General features: G+C 69.1%; 15 protein-coding genes. 2 read left to right on the forward strand and 13 right to left on the reverse strand.

What is annotated here, in order from left to right:
- Positions 1-11: 11 nt before the first annotated feature.
- The 4 genes from ACS5NL_RS10670 to surE all read right to left on the reverse strand — a co-directional run bounded on the left by ACS5NL_RS10670 (position 12) and on the right by surE (position 3423).
- Complete coding sequence (locus tag ACS5NL_RS10670) at positions 12-797, reverse strand: 3'-5' exonuclease (protein ID WP_439353769.1); 786 nt, start codon at positions 795-797, stop codon at positions 12-14.
- Between the two features lie 9 nt (positions 798-806).
- A complete protein-coding gene (locus ACS5NL_RS10675; RefSeq protein ID WP_439353770.1) occupies positions 807-1730 on the reverse strand; it encodes a peptidoglycan DD-metalloendopeptidase family protein in 924 nt (307 codons plus the stop codon).
- A gap of 83 nt (positions 1731-1813) precedes the next feature.
- Entirely contained in the window at positions 1814-2641 is an 828-nt protein-coding gene (locus ACS5NL_RS10680) for a protein-L-isoaspartate(D-aspartate) O-methyltransferase (RefSeq protein WP_439353771.1), read from the reverse strand.
- Positions 2638-3423, reverse strand: a complete 786-nt coding sequence (surE, locus tag ACS5NL_RS10685) for a 5'/3'-nucleotidase SurE (RefSeq protein WP_439353772.1) — start codon at positions 3421-3423, stop codon at positions 2638-2640. The genes ACS5NL_RS10680 and surE overlap by 4 nt, the downstream gene beginning before the upstream one ends.
- Positions 3424-3565: 142 nt before the next feature.
- On the opposite strand from surE, the gene ACS5NL_RS10690 reads away from it, so the two are divergent.
- Both ACS5NL_RS10690 and ACS5NL_RS10695 read left to right on the forward strand, forming a co-directional pair.
- A complete protein-coding gene (locus tag ACS5NL_RS10690) occupies positions 3566-4552 on the forward strand; it encodes an NADPH:quinone oxidoreductase family protein (RefSeq protein ID WP_439353773.1) in 987 nt (328 codons plus the stop codon).
- A gap of 232 nt (positions 4553-4784) precedes the next feature.
- Positions 4785-4919, forward strand: a complete 135-nt coding sequence (locus ACS5NL_RS10695; RefSeq protein ID WP_439353774.1) for a hypothetical protein — start codon at positions 4785-4787, stop codon at positions 4917-4919.
- A gap of 40 nt (positions 4920-4959) precedes the next feature.
- Here ACS5NL_RS10695 and ACS5NL_RS10700 read toward each other — a convergent pair whose 3' ends face one another.
- Genes ACS5NL_RS10700 through mshL form a run of 9 tightly spaced genes read right to left on the reverse strand, consistent with a single transcriptional unit; the run spans position 4960 to position 17472 of the window.
- The gene (locus ACS5NL_RS10700; RefSeq protein WP_439353775.1) at positions 4960-5691 is read right to left on the reverse strand and encodes a type II secretion system protein; all 732 of its coding nucleotides are present in this window, start codon (positions 5689-5691) and stop codon (positions 4960-4962) included.
- A gap of 26 nt (positions 5692-5717) precedes the next feature.
- Positions 5718-7031 carry a prepilin-type N-terminal cleavage/methylation domain-containing protein gene (locus ACS5NL_RS10705; protein ID WP_439353776.1) on the reverse strand — a complete coding sequence of 438 codons (1314 nt, stop codon included), beginning with the start codon at positions 7029-7031 and terminating at the stop codon, positions 5718-5720.
- Complete coding sequence (locus tag ACS5NL_RS10710; RefSeq protein ID WP_439353777.1) at positions 7028-8239, reverse strand: prepilin-type N-terminal cleavage/methylation domain-containing protein; 1212 nt, start codon at positions 8237-8239, stop codon at positions 7028-7030. Before ACS5NL_RS10710 ends, ACS5NL_RS10705 begins: the two co-directional genes overlap by 4 nt.
- A complete protein-coding gene (locus ACS5NL_RS10715) occupies positions 8236-10440 on the reverse strand; it encodes a coiled-coil domain-containing protein (protein WP_439353778.1) in 2205 nt (734 codons plus the stop codon). Before ACS5NL_RS10715 ends, ACS5NL_RS10710 begins: the two co-directional genes overlap by 4 nt.
- A complete protein-coding gene (locus ACS5NL_RS10720) occupies positions 10440-11708 on the reverse strand; it encodes a type II secretion system F family protein (protein WP_439353779.1) in 1269 nt (422 codons plus the stop codon). Before ACS5NL_RS10720 ends, ACS5NL_RS10715 begins: the two co-directional genes overlap by 1 nt.
- 2 nt (positions 11709-11710) lie before the next feature.
- Positions 11711-13381 carry a GspE/PulE family protein gene (locus tag ACS5NL_RS10725; RefSeq protein ID WP_439353780.1) on the reverse strand — a complete coding sequence of 557 codons (1671 nt, stop codon included), beginning with the start codon at positions 13379-13381 and terminating at the stop codon, positions 11711-11713.
- Positions 13365-14804: an ExeA family protein gene (locus ACS5NL_RS10730; RefSeq protein WP_439353781.1), complete on the reverse strand. Its 1440-nt coding sequence runs from the start codon at positions 14802-14804 to the stop codon at positions 13365-13367. Before ACS5NL_RS10730 ends, ACS5NL_RS10725 begins: the two co-directional genes overlap by 17 nt.
- Positions 14801-15766, reverse strand: coding sequence for a tetratricopeptide repeat protein (locus tag ACS5NL_RS10735; protein WP_439353782.1), 966 nt, complete (start codon positions 15764-15766; stop codon positions 14801-14803). Before ACS5NL_RS10735 ends, ACS5NL_RS10730 begins: the two co-directional genes overlap by 4 nt.
- On the reverse strand, positions 15763-17472 hold the full coding sequence (gene mshL, locus ACS5NL_RS10740; protein ID WP_439353783.1) for a pilus (MSHA type) biogenesis protein MshL: 1710 nt from the start codon (positions 17470-17472) through the stop codon (positions 15763-15765). The genes ACS5NL_RS10735 and mshL overlap by 4 nt, the downstream gene beginning before the upstream one ends.
- Between the last annotated feature and the right edge of the window lie 21 nt (positions 17473-17493).

Below are 17493 nucleotides of genomic sequence, written 5' to 3' on the forward strand. Positions count from 1 at the left end.
CGGACTCCGGCCTACGCCCACGCACGCAGGTATTCGTCCCAGTGCGGTTCGGCGGGCGCCAGGTTGCCCAGCGTCTCTTTCACGAAGGCGATCTCCTGCCCGTACTCGGCCTCGGTGAACCCGCCACGCATCTTCTGGAAGCGGCAATACACCAGGTAGGTGTTCATCACGTCGGTCTCGCAGTAGCGGCGGATGTCTTCCAGCTTTCCGTCCAGGTACTGCGGATACACCTGCGAGCCGTCCATGCCCAGCTTGCCCGGAAAGCCGCAGAGCTTGGCCATGGCGTCCAGCGGCGCGTTGTTCTTGGGCGTGTACATCGCCAGCAGGTCCATCAGGTCGAGATGGCGCATGTGGTAGCGGCTGATGTAGTTGTTCCACTTGTGCTCGCGGTCGTCCTCACCCATGTCCCAGTAGCGGCTGGCTTCCACGCCATGGCGCAGACCGCGGTAGTGCAGCACCGGCAGGTCGAAACCGCCGCCGTTCCAGCTCACCAGTTGCGGCTGGTGCTTCTCGATGCTGTGGAAAAAGGTCTGCACCACCTTGCCTTCGCTCTGGCCGTCGCGGTCCACAAACGAGTGCACGCGCAACCCCTCGGCATTGCGGAACACCACGCTGATGACCAGCACGCGCTGCAGGTGCAGCGGGGCAAAGTCGTTCTGCCCCCTGGCCTTGCGTTCGGCCAGCCAGGCCTCATGGACCTGCGCGTCCGACCAGTCGGCGGGGTCGTCGCGCAGCAGCCGCAGACCAGCGATATCGGGAATCGACTCGATGTCGAAAACCAGGACCGGCCAGGCCATGGCGAGCGGTCAGCGCTTGGGCAGGTAACCGATCGGATCGACGGGCTTGCCGTTGCGGCGCACCTCGAAGTGCAGCTTCACGCGGTCGGCGTCGCTGCTGCCCATTTCGGCGATGCGCTGGCCCTGCTTGACCGTCTGGTCCTCGCGCACCAGCAATGCCTGGTTGTGGGCATAGGCGGTCAGGTAGGTGTTGTTGTGCTTGAGGATGACTAGGTTGCCGTAGCCCCGCAGACCGGCACCGGCGTACACCACGCGCCCGTCGGCCGCGGCGAGCACGGGATCACCCACCTTGCCCGAAATCGACACGCCTTTGTTCTTGCCCTCGTCGAACGGGGCGATCACGGCGCCCTGGGCCGGCCAGACGAACGCAATGTCGTCGGCGCCCGCCGAAACCGGTTCCGGCGCGGACGCCGGTGCCGTTGCGGGCGCAGCGGTGGTCGCTGCAGGAGTGGTCGGGGCCGTCGCGGGAGCGGTCGTCGCCGGAGCGTTCAGCGGCCGAGCCACCACACCGGGGGCGACCACGGGGGCGGTCGCCACGCCGTTCGTGGCGGCGGCGGCGCCAGCGGCGTTCGCCACCGGTGGCGTCACGCGCAGCACCTGTCCGACCTCGATCAGGTTCGGGTTGGTCAGGTTGTTCCAGGCCTGCAGATCGCGCGGCGACTGCCCGGCTTCGAGTGCGATGCGGTAGAGCGTGTCGCCAGGACGCACGGTGTAGAAGCCGGGCTTGCCGGCGTTCTCTGCGCCCGGCAAGGCCTTCACGTCGGCAGGACGGTTGGCAGAGGAACGGTCTTCGACCGGAGCGGGCTGGCTCAGCCTGCGTGTGGAGCACCCCGCCGTCAGCAGCAGACCACCCGCCATCGCACACAAGGCCACACCACGCCACGAAAGGCGCCAGGCGCTCGCCGGCTCATTCACCAAATCCCGCTTGTTCATCACTGATTCCTACCTGATTCTGGCCCGTTTCCACCCGGGCCGAGCGCATGAACCCCTCATCGCCGGCCGGGCCGGCCGGGGTGTCACGCAATACCTGATTTTAGGGGCACGAAGAGTACCGGCTCCAGCACGGACTTCGTCACGCCCTGAGAAGTTTTTTCCATCACGACCAGATGCTGCTGGCCAGCACCGGTCACGGCCGGCGCCACCAGCCGGCCACCGACCGCCAGTTGTTCGATCCAGGCCTGCGGCACGTCGTTCCCGCCGGCCGCCGCCACGATGCCTGCGTAGGGCGCACCCTGCGGATAGCCCAGCATGCCGTCGCCGAACAGCAGGTGCACATTGGCCAGCCGGAAGGCGCGCAGGTTGTCGCGCGCTTTTTCGTGCAGGCCCTTGAGGCGCTCGATGCTGTAGACCTCGCGCGCCAGGTGGCTGAGCACCGCGGCCTGATAGCCGCAGCCGGTGCCGATGTCCAGCACCCGGCCCAGCTTCTCCGTCCTGCCGTGGCACAGCAATTCCAGCATACGCGCCACCACGCTGGGCTTGGAAATCGTCTGCCCCAGGCCAATTGGCAGGCTGGTGTCTTCGTAGGCCTGTGGCGCCAGGGCCGTGTCGACGAAGCGGTGGCGCTCGACCGCCAGCATGGCCGCCAGCACCGCCGGGTGCGAGATGTCCTGCGCCTGCAGCTTGCGCACCATGGACTGGCGCACCGCCAGCGAATCCATGCCGATGCCGCTGGTCACCGCCACCGGGGCGGCCGCCCGCCTCGCCGTGGCGGCCGGGGCTGCGCCTGGCTTGTTCACCGCGGCAGGCCCCGAGGTATCCAGTCGCGCCGGAAACGCGGGACGCGGCCGGGCCGCAGCACCGGGCGCAGGCGCTTTCGGAGGCGTCAACGGTCCCGAACGCTTCATGACTGGCCGGCCCCCATGGCCGCCGCCGTCGGCGCCCAGTAGGCCAGGCGTTCGTGGTCGGTCAGATCCACCTGCAGCGGCGTGATGCAGGCATAGCCCTGCGCGGTCGCGTGGAAGTCGGTGCCTTCGGCATCGTCCTTGGCCGGGCCGGCGCTGCCGATCCAGTACATGGTGTCGCCGCGCGGGTTGGTCTGGGTGATGACCTGCTCGGCCGCATGGCGACGGCCCAGGCGGGCGACCTTGAAGCCCTTGATCTCGGCGGCCGGGCGGCAGGGGATGTTGACGTTCAGCAGCCAGGGCGCCGGGCGCCGGGCGGCATCGCCGCCGGACGGCAGCGTGGGCAGCAGATGGCGCACCAGATCGGCCGCCTTCTGTGCGGCGACGTCGAGATGGGCCCAGCCCTTTTCGGTCTGCGAGAACGCGATCGCCGGAACGCCGAACAGGTAGCCTTCCATCGCGGCGCCCACGGTGCCGGAATAGACCGTGTCGTCGCCCATGTTGGCGCCGTTGTTGATGCCAGAAACCACCAGATCGGGCCGGTAGCCCAGCAGGCCGGTCAGCGCGATGTGCACGCAGTCGGCCGGCGTGCCGTTGACGTAGCGAAAGCCGTTGGCGGCCCGGTGCACGTACAGCGGCGAATGCAGGGTCAGCGCGTTGGATTTGGCGCTGTTGTTGTGTTCGGGAGCGACCACCTCCACCTCGGCCAGGTCCTTGAGCGCTTCGTACAGGGCCACGATGCCCGGCGCCTGGAAGCCGTCGTCGTTGGAGATGAGAATTTTCATGGGTCGATTTTAGGTGGCGGCCCGGGACCGCGCTGGTGGGCGGCCAGGTCGCACGGGGGACAAAAACGGGGACTCACCCGCACGCCAGGGCGCGGCGCCCTGCCTATCATGCGCCCTCGACCATTCAACCGGAGACGACAGCATGCAAGCCTGGCTTTGCGAAAACCCTGTGGGCGTGGAAGCCCTGACCTGGAAGGAACTGCCGACGCCCGAGCCCAAGGCGGGCGAGGTGCTGCTCGAAATCCAGGCCGCGAGCCTGAACTTCCCCGACCTGCTGATCGTGCAGAACAAGTACCAGATGAAGCCGCCCCTGCCCTTCGTGCCGGGTTCGGAGTACGCGGGCGTGGTGCGTGCGGTCGGCGACGGCGTGACGCACCTGCAGGTCGGCCAGAGCGTGGCCTGCCTCAGCGGCACCGGTGGCTTCGGCACCCATACCCTGGCGCCGGCCGCCCTGTGCATGCCGCTGCCGCCCGGCTTTCCGCCGGTCGATGCGGCCGCCTTCATCATGATCTACGCCACCTCCTGGCACGCGCTGATGGACCGTGCGGCGCTCAAGGCCGGGGAAACCGTGCTGGTGCTCGGCGCGGCCGGCGGCGTCGGCACGGCCGCGATCCAGCTGGCCAAGGCCGCCGGCGCGCGCGTGATCGCCGCCGCCTCGAACGACGAGAAGTGCGCCCTGTGCAAGCAGCTGGGCGCCGACGAAACCATCAACTACAGCGTGCACACCCCGCAGACCACGCTGCGCGACGAGATCAAGCGCCTGACCGATGGCAAGGGTCCGGACGTGATCTACGACCCGGTGGGCGGCGACTTCGCCGAGCCGGCCTTCCGCTCCATCGCCTGGCGCGGACGCTACCTGGTGGTGGGTTTTGCCAGCGGCCCGATCCCGAGCCTGCCGCTGAACCTGTCGCTGCTCAAGGGCGCCAGCATCGTGGGCGTGTTCTGGGGCGACTTCGCGCGGCGCGAGCCCAAGGCCAACGCCCAGATGATGCAGACCCTGGCCACGATGTACATGAAGGGCCAGATCAAGCCGGTGATCGACCAGACCCTGCCGATGAAGGACCTGCCCAAGGCCTACGCGATCATGGGTTCGCGCTCGGTCAAGGGGAAGCTGGTGCTGGTGAACTGATCCGCTGCTGAACCCCGAAACAAAGCCCGGCACTGCCGGGCTTTGTTTTGCGCGCTCCGCCCGTGGCAGGCGCCGGTTGCAACAAATCCTGACAATTTTCCGGGTCTCCATCGCCGCCCACGGCTCAAGGCCGGGGCCTGCGGCGTCGATAGCAATGTCATCAGCGACCGGCATCCGGCCTGTCTCAGCCGCTGCAACCGCCCCCATCGGGCCAAGCGAAAGGAGACCAGACATGCTTCACACGTGCACACACCTTGCGCACTCCGCCCTGGAATCCCTGCTCTTCTGGGTGCTGGCCCTCTCCCCCGTCCTGCTGTTCTGGCAACTGCTGGTCTGGGCGGGACAGCACCTGACACCGGGCATGTGAACCTCGGGCCGTCAGGCCCGACGGCTGCCGCGGCGAACGCTCAGCGCAGCATCTGGAAATACGCGGTCGTCACCGCCACCTGGGCCTCGTCCAGCGGATTGGTCGTGACGGTGGATCCCCAGGCCATGCGGTCGTCCAGCGGCCAGACCTGGCCGGCCGTCACCGCCGTGGAGTTGGCCAGGGTCACGTCGCGCAGCTTGCCGAAGCGGGCGTCGCTCTTGCCGTCGATCTCCTGGTCCAGCATGCCCACCAGCGAGAACGTCACGCGCTGCAGCGTCATCACGTTGCGGGTGCGGGTGACGTAGGTGCCGTTGGTCGCCCCCGGCTCCGCCCAGTTGACGCTCTGGAAGCAGACCTGCACCTCCTGCGGGTTGCCGTTGCTGTCAAGGTAGGCATAGCGGTCCTGCTGGCCTTCGGTGCGCCCTTCCGGCAGCCGCACACCCGCCGCCAGGAAGGCATTGATCATGTCGTTGCCGCACAGCGCGGTGCCGGCCGGCGTCGCGCTGCCGTTCACCCGCCCGGTCGGATCGGTCGGGTTGTCGCCCGGCGGGTAGCCAACGCCATTGACATAGGCCTCGTAGGCCAGTTGCCAGCCCTGCACGAAATCGGTCGACAGGCGCTGGTAGGCGGCGGTGCGCTGCAGGTCGCGGCCCACGGCCACGGCGCCCAGCAGCAGGCCGATCACCAGCAGGGCAATGCCCAGCTCCAGCAGGGTGAAGCCGCGCTGCCGGGCCCGGCCGGCGCGCTGACGAAAAGATCGGGTGGTGCTCACGGGTATTCCCCTCGGGTCGGTTGCCATCAGAAGCCGATTGCATCGGCCCGCAGGGCATTGCTGTTCACGGAAATCGACAGGTCGGTGGCCGCGCTGGTCCGGCTCGCGAAGTCGTTGTGGTCCTGCTGCGCGGAGTCGCGAGCCTCCACCGCGAGCACCATCGAGGCCGCGGCGGCGGCCGTGCCAGCGACGGCCGCGACGATGCCGGCGGCCGCGAGACCGATCTGGAACGAGCGGGCGCCCGCGCTCATGGTCGTGTCCCCCACGGCCGACATCATTTCCTTGATCGCATCCAGGTCGGCCGACACGGCGCCGGCAATGCCCGCGGCAGCGGCGGCGATGTCGGCCTCGGCCAGCTTGAGGGCCACGTAGAGCTGGTCCCGGTAGTCGTAGAGCGCGCGCTCCATCACCAGTGCGCCGGTGGCGGCATTGAAATGGGCGTGCGAGACGGCCGCCAGGGCGCCACCGCAACGCAGTTCGGAGAACAGCTCGGCCGCGCTCATGGCGATCACCTGGTCGTCGTAGGCGTGGCTGGTGGGCGTGCGTGGCGCGGCAAAGGTCGGGTCGGCGTCGCTGGCACTGGCATTGGGGCCGTCAAAGGCCAGGCCGTTGCCGTCGGCATCCAGCAGGCCCGGTGCCGCCACCACGAAGGCCACCGCGCGGCGCGCGCCCGAGGCGGACACCGCAAGCCGCCCCGCGGGCGCGGCCAGGGCATCGGTGGCGGTGTTCAGCGCCAGGCACAGGTCGATCTGGTTGACCGACTGCGCGCCACCGGCCGGGCACGGCGGGCTGCTGGAAGCGTTGCAGGCCGCGTTCAGCGGATCGGTTCCGCTGGCCGCCTCGGTCGCCCGGAGCTGAACCTCGGCCAGCGTCGGGATCGGCGGCATGTTCCGGTTCGGACCGTCGCCGTTCTGCGGTCTCGGGCTGGGCGTGAGCGCGCGCAGCGGGTTCATGCGGTCCAGCGCCACCGCCAGGTCGCGGTCGCTGGCGGCGGTCGCCGAGGCTTCGCGGTACACGCCGTAACGCAGCCGCCCCGCCTCGGGCCGCGGCAGGCCCAGGGTCTGCCACGGCACATAGCCGGTCTGGCGCAGCCCACCGCCAGTGGCACAGCTCTCGACGCCATTGGCGTCCACCGCCGGACACGGCAGGCGGTGCTGGGCGTGGGCAAAGCCGATCAGCGCATCGCGTGCCTGCAACTGTGCGTCCATCTGTGCCGTGCCGACACGCTGCTTTTCCTGGAACTGCCAGTACACCACCGCCCCGATGAGCACCAGGCCCAGCGCGAGCAGCACCACAGACAGTTCGACGAGCGAGAAGCCCGCCTGACGGCGCTTGCTCATGGTGTGAGTCCCTTCTGATCGATCACCACCGCGTTGTCCAGCGCGTCGGCAAGGCTGTTGTAGACGTGGATGGCGTAGGCGTTGCCGGCGACCAGCTTGGCGCGCGCCGCCACCAGGTCTTCCTGCGCGGCGGTCAGGTCTTGCGCGGCCAGCACCGTCTCGGCGATGGAGGCCGCAATGTTGACCGCGGCCATCACCACGATGAAGGCGGTCACACCCTCGGTGTTGGCGGCCGAGGCGATGCTGAGCACCGCGCCGGTCGTGGCCAGCGCCAGCCCCATCGCGGCCAGCGCCACCCCGGACTCCGCGCCATCCACCGCCGACTCGGCCTGGTCGATGTCGAAGCGCAGCAACGACCAGTACTGCTGCATCACCCGTGCCGTGTCGTAGGCGGCATAGCTGGCCTGGATGGCCGACTGGGCCTCGCTGAGCCGCGCGGCACACCCGAGTCTTGCCCCCAGGTCACCGGGGCCGACCGCGAGCATGAGGTCGTCGTAGTTCAGGTCCTGCGAGCGGCCTGGCAGGTCGAAGCGGAACGAGGCACTGGCCCCGTCGGCGTTGTTGCCGTCAAACTGGCGGTTTTCACCCGGGTGGGCGATCACGAAACCGACCGGCACGCTGGCGCCGGCAGAACCGGCCCGCAGCACACCGGCCGCGGCGTTGTTCGCTGCATAGCGGCGCACCACGGTGCACCAGTCCAGCCCGTTGACCAACGGGCGGCGGGCCAGGGCGGCCGCGTACGAGGCGCCGACCCGGGCGCCCGCTGCGGACACGTCGGCCGGCACGGGGCTGAGTGCGGGGAACACCGGCACCTCGGTGAAGGTCAGGCCGAGATAAGGCCAGTCCTGGGCCGGCGGCGCGGCCGCGAGGTCCGCCCCGCCGCCGCGGTTCGCGCCGTAGTGCAGCGCCGCGAATTCGCTGCCCATGCCCAGGGTGCGCCAGGGAAACCGCACCGCCGTCGCGTCGCCGCAGTTCTCCGTGCCGCCCGTGTCCGACGCCGCGCACGGCAGGCGGTGGTTGGCCAGCAGGAAGCCCTCGACGCCGGCCTGGGCCTCGTTGAGCTGGCGCTGCATCTCCGGCCGGGTCATCGGCGCCTGCGAGGTGGCGACCCAGCGCCAGGCCACCATGCCGATGACGCCGACCACCACCATGACGACCCCCATCTCGACCAGGGAGAAGCCGCGTTGTCTGAACGGTGGCCGCCTCATCGCGTGCCTCCCTTGATGTCCACGTTGATCAGGATGCTCTCGGCCGCGCTCGGGGGCATCGGCGTCACGCCGGAACCCGTGATGTTGCAGGGCGGCGGGTTGTCGGCCTTGGCCTTGAGCGTGTCGTAGGAGTCCTGCGCCGCGTCGATGCGGTCGTCCGCCGCAGCCAGGGAGTCGTTCAGGGCGTCGATCTCTTTCTGGATCTGGGCCGGCCGGTAGTAGATGCTGTCCGGGCCGGGCGCGACCGCGATGTTGGACGCCGGTCCGAACAGCTCCCCAAGCATCTGCTGGATGATCCCGTAGGTCAGGTAGTCGTTCTGCTGGCAGACATTGAGCGCCGAGGTGGTGCAGGCGTCGTAGACGCTCAGCCCCACGTGCAGCTGGTAGCGCCCGGCATTGAGCAGGCTGTTGTAGTTCGTCGCGTACGACGACTGGGCCGTGTTGATCGAGCCCTGGGCCACCGTCATCGCCGATTGCGCCGCGCTCAGGCTGGACTGGGCGCTCGCCAGCTCGGTCACGGCCTTGTTGTATTCGTTCTGCAGCGCGGTCGCGTCCTGCAGCAGCGTCAACCGGGCGGTTTTTTCCAGGCGTTGCTGCTGCAGCGCCGCCTTCGTGGTCTGGTTGGTTTCGGCCGCAATCTGGGTGTCCAGCGCCGCGATCTCCGACTGCAGCTGGCTGATCAGCGTGGTCCGGTTGGCGATCATGTTGGCGTAGTCGTCGCGGGTGGCCGTCCAGTTGGTCACCGCGTCCTGGTAGCGCTGCACATCGGCCTGGGCCGCGCTGTAGCTGTCGTTGGCCGTGCCCCAGCTGTTGGCGGACGACAGCACGGCATCGACCCGACCGTCGATCGACGACCAGTCCGTGCCCAGCCGCACCCAGTAGCGCAGGTTGGCAATGGCCTGGTTCCTCGCAGCGACGGCGTTGTTCAGCTCGGTCTGCTTGGCCGCGATCTGGTTGACGATGGCCTGCCGGTCGGCGATCGCGTCGTCGAGCTCGGCCTTGGCCTGGTTGACCTGGGTGGTCAGGTCGGGCACGGTGCAGCTCAGCGAAGACGCATCGACCGAGCTGTCGGCCAGCGCCAGCGCATTGCCGGCCAGCACGGCCGCCGTGACGTTGGCGGCGATCGAGGCCACGTTGGCGATGATCACCCCGGCAGTGAGCGCGGCCGCCGCCGTGTGGATGCCCGCCGCGGCGCAGGCGTTGGCGGCAATGCCCAGGGACGCGATGCAGATGACCCATTCGGCCGCGGCGTTGCCGGCGTCGCTGATGCCCTCGATGACCACCCCCGCGGTTTCCACCGCCGTGATCGCGGCGCCGATCGAAGCGAAGATGATCGCGCGGGTCGCCGCCTCGATGTTCTCCTCCTTCATCTCGTCGACCGAGCTGGAGATGTCGTGGGCCAGCGCCACGGTGTTGATCGAGTCGGCCAGGATCTCGCAGTGGAAGGCGGTGCGCAGGGCGCCGAACGAACGGTCGAGCACGATGTCGTCGTAGGCGGCCAGCAGCGGCACCCGCTGCGGGTCTTCGAGCATGCTCGTGGCCCCGGCGTTGGCCCCGTCGAACAGCGAGCCGTCCCCGTCGGTGTCTTCGTCGCCGGGGTGGGCCAGCGCGTAGGCGACCGCCCGCGCGGGCGAGGCGTTGACCTGGGCCATGTCGGCCGTCAGGGTGGTGCCGGCGCCTTCCTGCAGGCGCTGGCAGAAGTCGGCCAGGGTATGGATGTTGGCCTGGTAGGTGCCCGCGGTCGGTGTCTCGCGCATGGCGAAGAAGCTCGCGGCATCGTCGTCGTACTCGAGCGGGCGCCACGCATCGTCGAGCACCGTGAGATCGAAGGCGCCGGCGCCGCGCTGGACCACGTAGCGGATCTGGCCGATGTCGACGCCGGGATCGGCACCGGCCATGCGCAGCGTCGTGGCCGGCAGCCAGCCTTTCTGGTCGGTGCCACCGCAATCTTCCAGTCCGTCCCGGTCGGTGTCCGGACAAGGCAGTCGACGGGCGACGGTCGCGAAGGTCTGCAGGGCCTGGTCGGCCTGCGACAGGTTCAGGCGTTCCAGACGGGCGTTCTCGACCGCGGTGCGTTCGCGCCACTCCAGGTAGCCCATGGTGGACAACCCGCCGAGGACGGCAATCAGCAGCATCACCTGGAGCAGGCCGAAGCCCCGCTCCAGACGAGACCGTGAACGCAGCGGTCGCACCGAATCCATCAGCCCGCTCCCAGGGACTGGCTGACCGACTGGCGCACCAGGTCGTAGATCGGCAGCAGCAGCGCCACGATCAGGAAGATGAACAGGCCGCCGGCCAGCAGGATCAGCGCCGGCTTGATGATTTCCCCCAGCGACTTGACCACCACGTCCAGCCGCTTGCGGTACTCGACCGCCAGCCGGTCGAGCTGCTTGTCCAGCGAACCGGACTCCTCACCGACGGAGATCATGCGCACGGCCATCGGCGGGAAGCCGCCGACGCGCCGCATCGAGGCACCGATGCCTTCGCCGCGGGCCACGCCGTCGCGCACCTTCAGCAGCCGGGCGCGGTAGTACTCGTTGGAGGTGGCGCGGGCCAGCACGTCCAGGCTCATCATGAAATCCAGGCCGGCGCGCACCAGCAGCGACAGGTGTTCGCTGATGAAGGCCATGCCCGAGGACGTCGAGAGCGTGCGCAGGATCGGCAGCCGGTGCATGAGCTCGTGACAGCCCAGCTTGAAGCGCGGCACCGAGCGGTACATCCAGATCAGCAGCATCGCCAGCACGAAGATGCCCACCAGCACCAGCACCAGCGACTGCACCAGCACGTCCGAGACGTTGATCAGCCACTGCGTCAGCGGCGGCAGCTTGGCCCGCAGCTGCTTGAACAGTTGCGCCAGGTTGGGCACCACGTAGTACAGCCAGAAGAAACCGACCGCCACGATCGAGGCCAGCACCAGCAGCGGGTAGATCATCGCGGTGCGGATGTCGCGGCGGATGTCGATCAGGCGCTCGATGTGGGACGCGGCCTCGATCAGCATCCTGGGCAGGGCGCCCGACTCGTCACCGATCTCGGCCAGGTTGCGCACCGTCTCGGGAAACACGTCGGGGTGGCGCGCGAAGGACTGCGTGATGCGCATGCCCGAGCCCATGTCGGTGTGCACACGCCGCGCGATCTCGGGCACGCCGGCGTGGCCGGACTGGTCTTCGATCAGGGTGCGCAGGGCCTCCATCATCGGCACGCCCGCTTCCAGCATGATGCCCATGTCGCGCAGAAAGCCGGCCAGGTCTTCGGGGCGCACATGCCCGCGGAACAGCTTGAGCCGGAAGTCGTTGAACGCCGTGAGCACCTGCGGCAGACGGCGCAGCGTCAGCACCGTGCCTTCGGTCTGCTGCTCCAGGCGCAACCGGGCCGAGTGGTCCTTCTCGACCAGCAGCCGCAGGAAGCCGGACTTGACCTTGCCGTGCGGCAGCAGGACCCGGTAGAAGTAGGTGCGCAGGCCTGTGCTCATGGTCAGTCCAGTCCGATGGCGCGACGGATTTCATCCATCGTGGTTTCACCGGCCAGCACGCGCCGGCGGGCCAGGCGCTCCATGGGCTTGAGCCCGCCCGCTTCGGCCAGCTCACGCAGCCGGGAACGCGAGGCCTCCGCCACGATGGCGTCGGCCATCTCGCGGCGCACCGTGAGGATTTCGTAGACCGGCACGCGCCCGCGGTAGCCGGTGCCGCGGCAGTGCGTGCAGCCCGCGCCGTGGAACACCTGGTCGACGCCCTCGCCCAGCCAGCGGCGCTCCTCGTCGGTGGCGGGCCGCTGCGTCTTGCAGTGCGGACAGATGCAACGCACCAGGCGCTGGTTGATCACCGCGACCAGGTTCTCGGCCACGGTCTCGGCGTCCACGCCCAGCAGGCGCAGCCGGGGCACGACGCCGAAGATGCCGCCGACGTGCAGTGTCGACAGCACCAGGTGGCCGGTCGAGGAAGCGTCCAGCGCCGCCCGCGCGGTCTCGGCGTCCCGCACTTCGCCGACCAGGATGATGTCCGGGTCGTGGCGCAGGAAGTGGCGCATCGCGCTGGCGAAGTCGTAGCCGGCGCGGCGGTTGACTTCTGTCTGGCAGGCCACCGGCACGCGGTACTCGACCGGGTCCTCGACCGTCAGCACGTTGCGCTCCACCAGCGGCTGCACCCGCAAGGCGGCGTGCAGCGTCGTGCTCTTGCCCGAACCGGTCGGGCCGGTGATGAGGATCAGGCCGTGCGGGCGCGAGAACGAGCGCTCCATTTCGGCCACGTCTTCGTCGAGGAAGCCCAGGTCCTGCAGGCGGTCGAGGTCGCTGCGCTCGGCCAGCAGGCGCAGGGCCATGCGCTCGCCGAACTCGGAAATCATGGTCGAGACGCGGATCGTGTAGGCCGCGTCCATCAGGCTGATGGTGAAGCTGCCGTCCTGCGGCAGGCGCTGCTCGCTGGCGTCCATGTCGGCCTTGAGCTTGATGAAGGCGACCAGCCGGTCCAGCGAGGGCGGCATCGCGAACATCGGGCGCAGCACGCCGTCGACCCGCATCAGCACCGTGCGGCTGTTGGCCGTGGGCGCCAGGTGCACGTCGGTCGCGCGCTCGCGCACCGCCGTGTGCAGGATCAGCTCCATCAGGCGCTCCGGGCTGAACGCGTGGTCGCGGTCGTCGGCCAGCCGCCGGATCTCGATGTCGATCAGCTTCTCGACCGGGTTTTCCTGGAAATAGTAGTGCTGGTGGATCGCATCGACCACCGCAAAGAAGTCGCCCTGCCAGAACACCGCTTCCTGGCCGACCCGGCGCTGCACGATCGCGGCCACCGCCTCGGGCTCGGCGTCGCCCAGCAGCACGCGCAGCTTGTCGCCCTCGCGCCCGATCGGCAGGAAGTTGTGCGACAGGCACAGGCTGCGGTTGAACGCGGCGGCCACATCGGCATCGATCGCGGGCACCGAGCGGAACTCGATGTTGCGCTGGATGCCCAGCTGGCGGGCCAGGTCCTTGGCGCTGAGGAACCCCAGCTCGACCAGCATGCGGCCGAGCATCTGGCCTTCGACCGCCTGCTTCTGGCGCGCGTAGTCGATCACCACCTGGCTGACCAGACCGCTGGACACCAGCATCTCGCTCAGGCTGCGACGGCCCACTCCCGTGGCGGCATCGGCGCCGTCACTGTGCTTGTACATAGAACTTCTCCAAAATCAGTGCGCTCAATGCGTCGATCTCGCCGGTCGGCGCCAGGCCGATGCCCGCCTGGAAACGCTGCAGCGCGTCGCGGCTGCGTTCGCCCCAGAGGCCGTCCACGTCGGTCGCCGGCAGGCTGCCGTAGTGCGACAGGGCGATCTGTGTCCGCGCCGCCGTCGGCCGGTCCTTGAGATCCAGGTTCGCGGCCGTCGCCTGCCAGCGCAGGCGGTGCTGGCCGTCATGGCCCGTCAGGCAGACGCCGTCCTGGCGCGCCAGCCGCGCGCCCAGCAGGCGGAACGCCAGTTCGGGCAGCGGCTGTTCGTGCACCGTCTGCGCCGGCAGCCCGGAGCTGTCGGTCAGCGCACAGGAGGGCGGGGACTGGTCTTGCGCCGGGGGCACCGGCAACGCCGCGGCCAGGGGCGCCGTGCCGGCCACCCGGGCCGTGGGGGCTTCGGCCGCCTGCACCGGCACCGACGACTGGTACCAGGCGACCCCGATCGCGGCCACCACCACGGCCATCGCCAGGGCGACCGCCACCGGCGAGGGCGTGGACCGGGTTGCGGTGGCCGCCGGCCGCACCGGCGGCGCCAGCACCTGCGACCCCAGCGACACCCGGCTGTCCTCGATGGCCTGTTTCATCAGCGCCGCATCGATCACGCGGGCATGGCGGGCCGCCAGCCCGTACAGGCAGCGGTCCATGACCAGGTGGATCTGCCGCGGCACCCCGGCCGTCTCCTGCAGCAGGATCTGGCAGGCGTCGGTCGCCAGCAGCAGCGAGCCGTCGCTGCCCGAGGACTCGAAGCGGAAACGGATGTAGTCGGCGATCTCGGTGCTGTGGAGGCCGAACAGCCGCGCGTGCTTGACCACCCGGCTGCGCAGCTGGCGCAGGTTGTGCCGCGCCAGCGTGTCTTCCAGCTCGGGCTGGCCGGCCAGCAGGATCTGCAGCAGCTTCTCCTGGTCCGTCTCCAGGTTGCACAGCAGGCGGATCAGCTCCAGCGAGTCTTCGGTCAGGTTCTGCGCATCGTCGACGATGAGCAGGCAGGTCTTGCCCTGGCGGTGGTTCTCCAGCAGGAAGCTGTTGAGCGTGGCGATGTCGGTCGCCATGTTGCCGGTGCTCTCCAGGCCGAAGTCGTGCAGCACCGCAGCCAGCAGCTCGGTGCCCTGCAGGAAGGTGTTGAACACCAGGGCCGACACCACGTTCTTGGGCGCCAGATCGGCCATGAGGCGCCGCACCAGCGTGCTCTTGCCCATGCCCACCTCGGCGGTGAGCAGGCAGAAGCCCTTGCGCGCGAGGATGCAGTGCTCGATCTCGACCACCTGTTCGTCCAGGTGCGGCGTCGTGAAATAGCAGCCGGCGTCGGGCGTGTAGGGGAACGGGTTGCGGACCAGTCCGAGCGTCGCCAGGTGGCTGTTGCGGGCGTTCATCGGCTGGCCTCGCTCGGGCTCTGGTCCAGCGCGGTACGCAGCACGGTGGAGCCCGGATTGGCCTTGAGCGACTTGCTCAGGATCTCCCGCGCCAGTTCGGGGCGCTGCTCCTGCCGCTCGATCGACGCCAGCGCCAGGCTGGCGTTTTCATCGCCGGGCAGCTTCTCGAGCAGGCGCCGGTAGAACCGCTGCGCCTTGTCGAAATCGCCGGTCCGGAAGGCGTACCAGCCTTCGGCCCGCAAGCGCGCCAGCGAGCTCTCGGACAGCCGCACCCGGATCGCCTGGAGGTGGCGCGCCGCGGTGGCTTCGTCCCTGGTTTCCAGCGCCCGGTTGAGCCCGTCGAACAGCTCGGACACGTCCATGCCGGCGGTGGCGGCTGGCTCTGGCACGGTGGTCACGGAACGGACCGACACCTCCACGCTGGCCGGACGGGCCTCGGCCGCCGGGGCGGCCTTCGGTGCAGGTGCAGGTGCAGGTGCAGGTGCAGGCGCAGGTGCTGGCGTGGGCGCGGGTGTCGGCGCCGCCAGGGTGGTCGAGAGGGTCAGGCGGGGGCCGACCGTGGGCAGGGGCGGCTCGGCCCTGGGCAGCGCCGCGGCCTGCGGCTTCGCGGCCGGCACGTCGGGCATGGCCACGGCCTGCGGCGCGGCCACCACGGGCGCCGCCTTGGGCAAGGGCGGTGGTTCGACCAGGGCCGCCGCCTGCGGAGCGGGTGCCGCGGGAGCGGCAGGAGCCGCGGCAGAGGCTGCCGCTCCCGAAGACGTGCGCTGGCCCAGCAACAGGCCGGCCAGCACCCCCGCGCCCAGCAGCAGAACACCCAGCAACATCGAGCGGCGCATCCAGCCGGCCGCGGTGGGCACGGACGCGGCCACCACGGGCGGCGCAGCCGCCATCGGGGCGCCCACCGCCGCAGCGACGGGCGCCTGCTGTTCGTTCTGTTTCAGGGCCTGATAAATCAGACTCATAGGAGACGGACACGCAGCACGACGATCAGCTCACGCGCGGAGCGGCTGTCGCCTTCCTGGGACACCAGCTTGCCGAACACCGGCACATCGGCCAGGAACGGCACCCCGCTGTTGGAGCCCGACGACTTCTGGTCGATCAGGCCGCCGATCACGACCACGTCGCCGTCCGAGACGTTGAGCGTGGTGGTCAGGCCCTTGTACGCCACCTGCGGCAGGCTGACGCTGTTGTACTGGTTGACCTGCACCAGGGCCAGGCTCTTGGGATCGACGTCGCTCTGCACCGGGTTGATCAGCAGCTCGATCTTGCCGTCGTCGCGCATCATCGGCAGCACGCCGACCATCACGCCGGAAAACACCGAGTCGGTCTGGACCTCCGAAGAGGTCGTGGTCGCGCCACCACCGATGTTGTTCTGGGCCGAGCTGGAGCGCGAGACATATTTCAGGCTGGTGCCGACCGAGAGCATGGCCGGCGTGCCGTTGCGCACCTGGATGTTGGGGTTGGAGAGGATCCGCAGGTTGCCGAAGTTGCGCAGCGCGTTGATGACGGCCGAGCCGTCCTTGTCCACATAGCCGAGCGCACCGGCCGCCAGGCCCGTGGTCGACCCCAGCACACGCGAAGGAATGGTGACCGCGGTGCCCGGGTAGTTGACATTGACACCGTTCGGCCCGTTCAAATTGGCAGAACCACCGCTGAAGGTGAGCGAGTCGACGCCGAAGTTGATCGCCAGCCGGTTGCGCAGCTGGGTCCAGTCCACGCCAAGCTGGTAGCCGTCGCCGAGCTGGACGTCGATCAGCTGGGCCTCGATGTAGACCTGCTTGGTCAGCATGTCCTGGGTCTGCTTGATCAGCTTTTCCACCGAGCGCATCTGCGAGGGACGCGCCTTGACGAACAGGGTGCCCGAGGTGCGGTTGAGGGTGAAGGCCTGGTTCTGGTTGGGCTGCACGACCTGGGCCGGCTCCGGCGCCGTGCGCCCGGCGGCGCCGCCGGAGCCGGCGGTGACCGCCATCGGTGCGGGCGTTTCGTTGGCCGGCTTGTTCTCGCCGAGGATGGTGCGCAGGTTGCCTTCGATTTCGGTGTACGGATCGGTCCGCTGCGTGGACGAGGCCGTCATCGACAGGCTGCCGGAGATCGCCGAGCTGCCCGTGCTGGAGTTGGAGCCGAACACGTTGCCGCCCGAGTTCAGCGACATCTGCGAGTTGACGTTCAGGAAGTTCAGCGCGAAGAACTTCTCTTCGTGCAGCTTGATCCGCATGGTCTGGTTGCGGATTTCGCCGGACACGTCGTAGCTGCGCAGCAGTTCGTTGAAGGCCTCGCGCAGCGAGACGTCCTTGAGGAACATGTCGGTGAGCGCGCCCTGCTGGACCACCGCCGGCTCGACGATCAGGTTGACCTTGGCCGCGTCGGAGAACGCCGTCAGGATCTGGCTGATGGTGCCGTTGGAAATCGCCACGCTGATGGTCTTGCCTTCCAGCGGGTCGTACTGCGGTGCCGCCGGCTCCACCGGCTTGGGCGTGCCGGCCTTGCGCAGTTCCGCCAGCAGGCGCTGTTGCTGATCCAGCAGCTTGCGCGACTCGGCCTGCGCCACTTCCTGCATGCGCTTGAGCGACTCCATGTCCGGATCGCTCAGGTTCTTAGCGCTTTGCGGCGGCGGTGCCACACAAGCCGACAGCAGCACAGCCGACAAAACGGCTGCAGCCTTTGCCATTACGGTCGTTTGGAAGGGCAT

It is taken from the genome of Hydrogenophaga sedimenti (genome assembly GCF_051857515.1).
Classification (GTDB): domain Bacteria; phylum Pseudomonadota; class Gammaproteobacteria; order Burkholderiales; family Burkholderiaceae_C; genus Hydrogenophaga.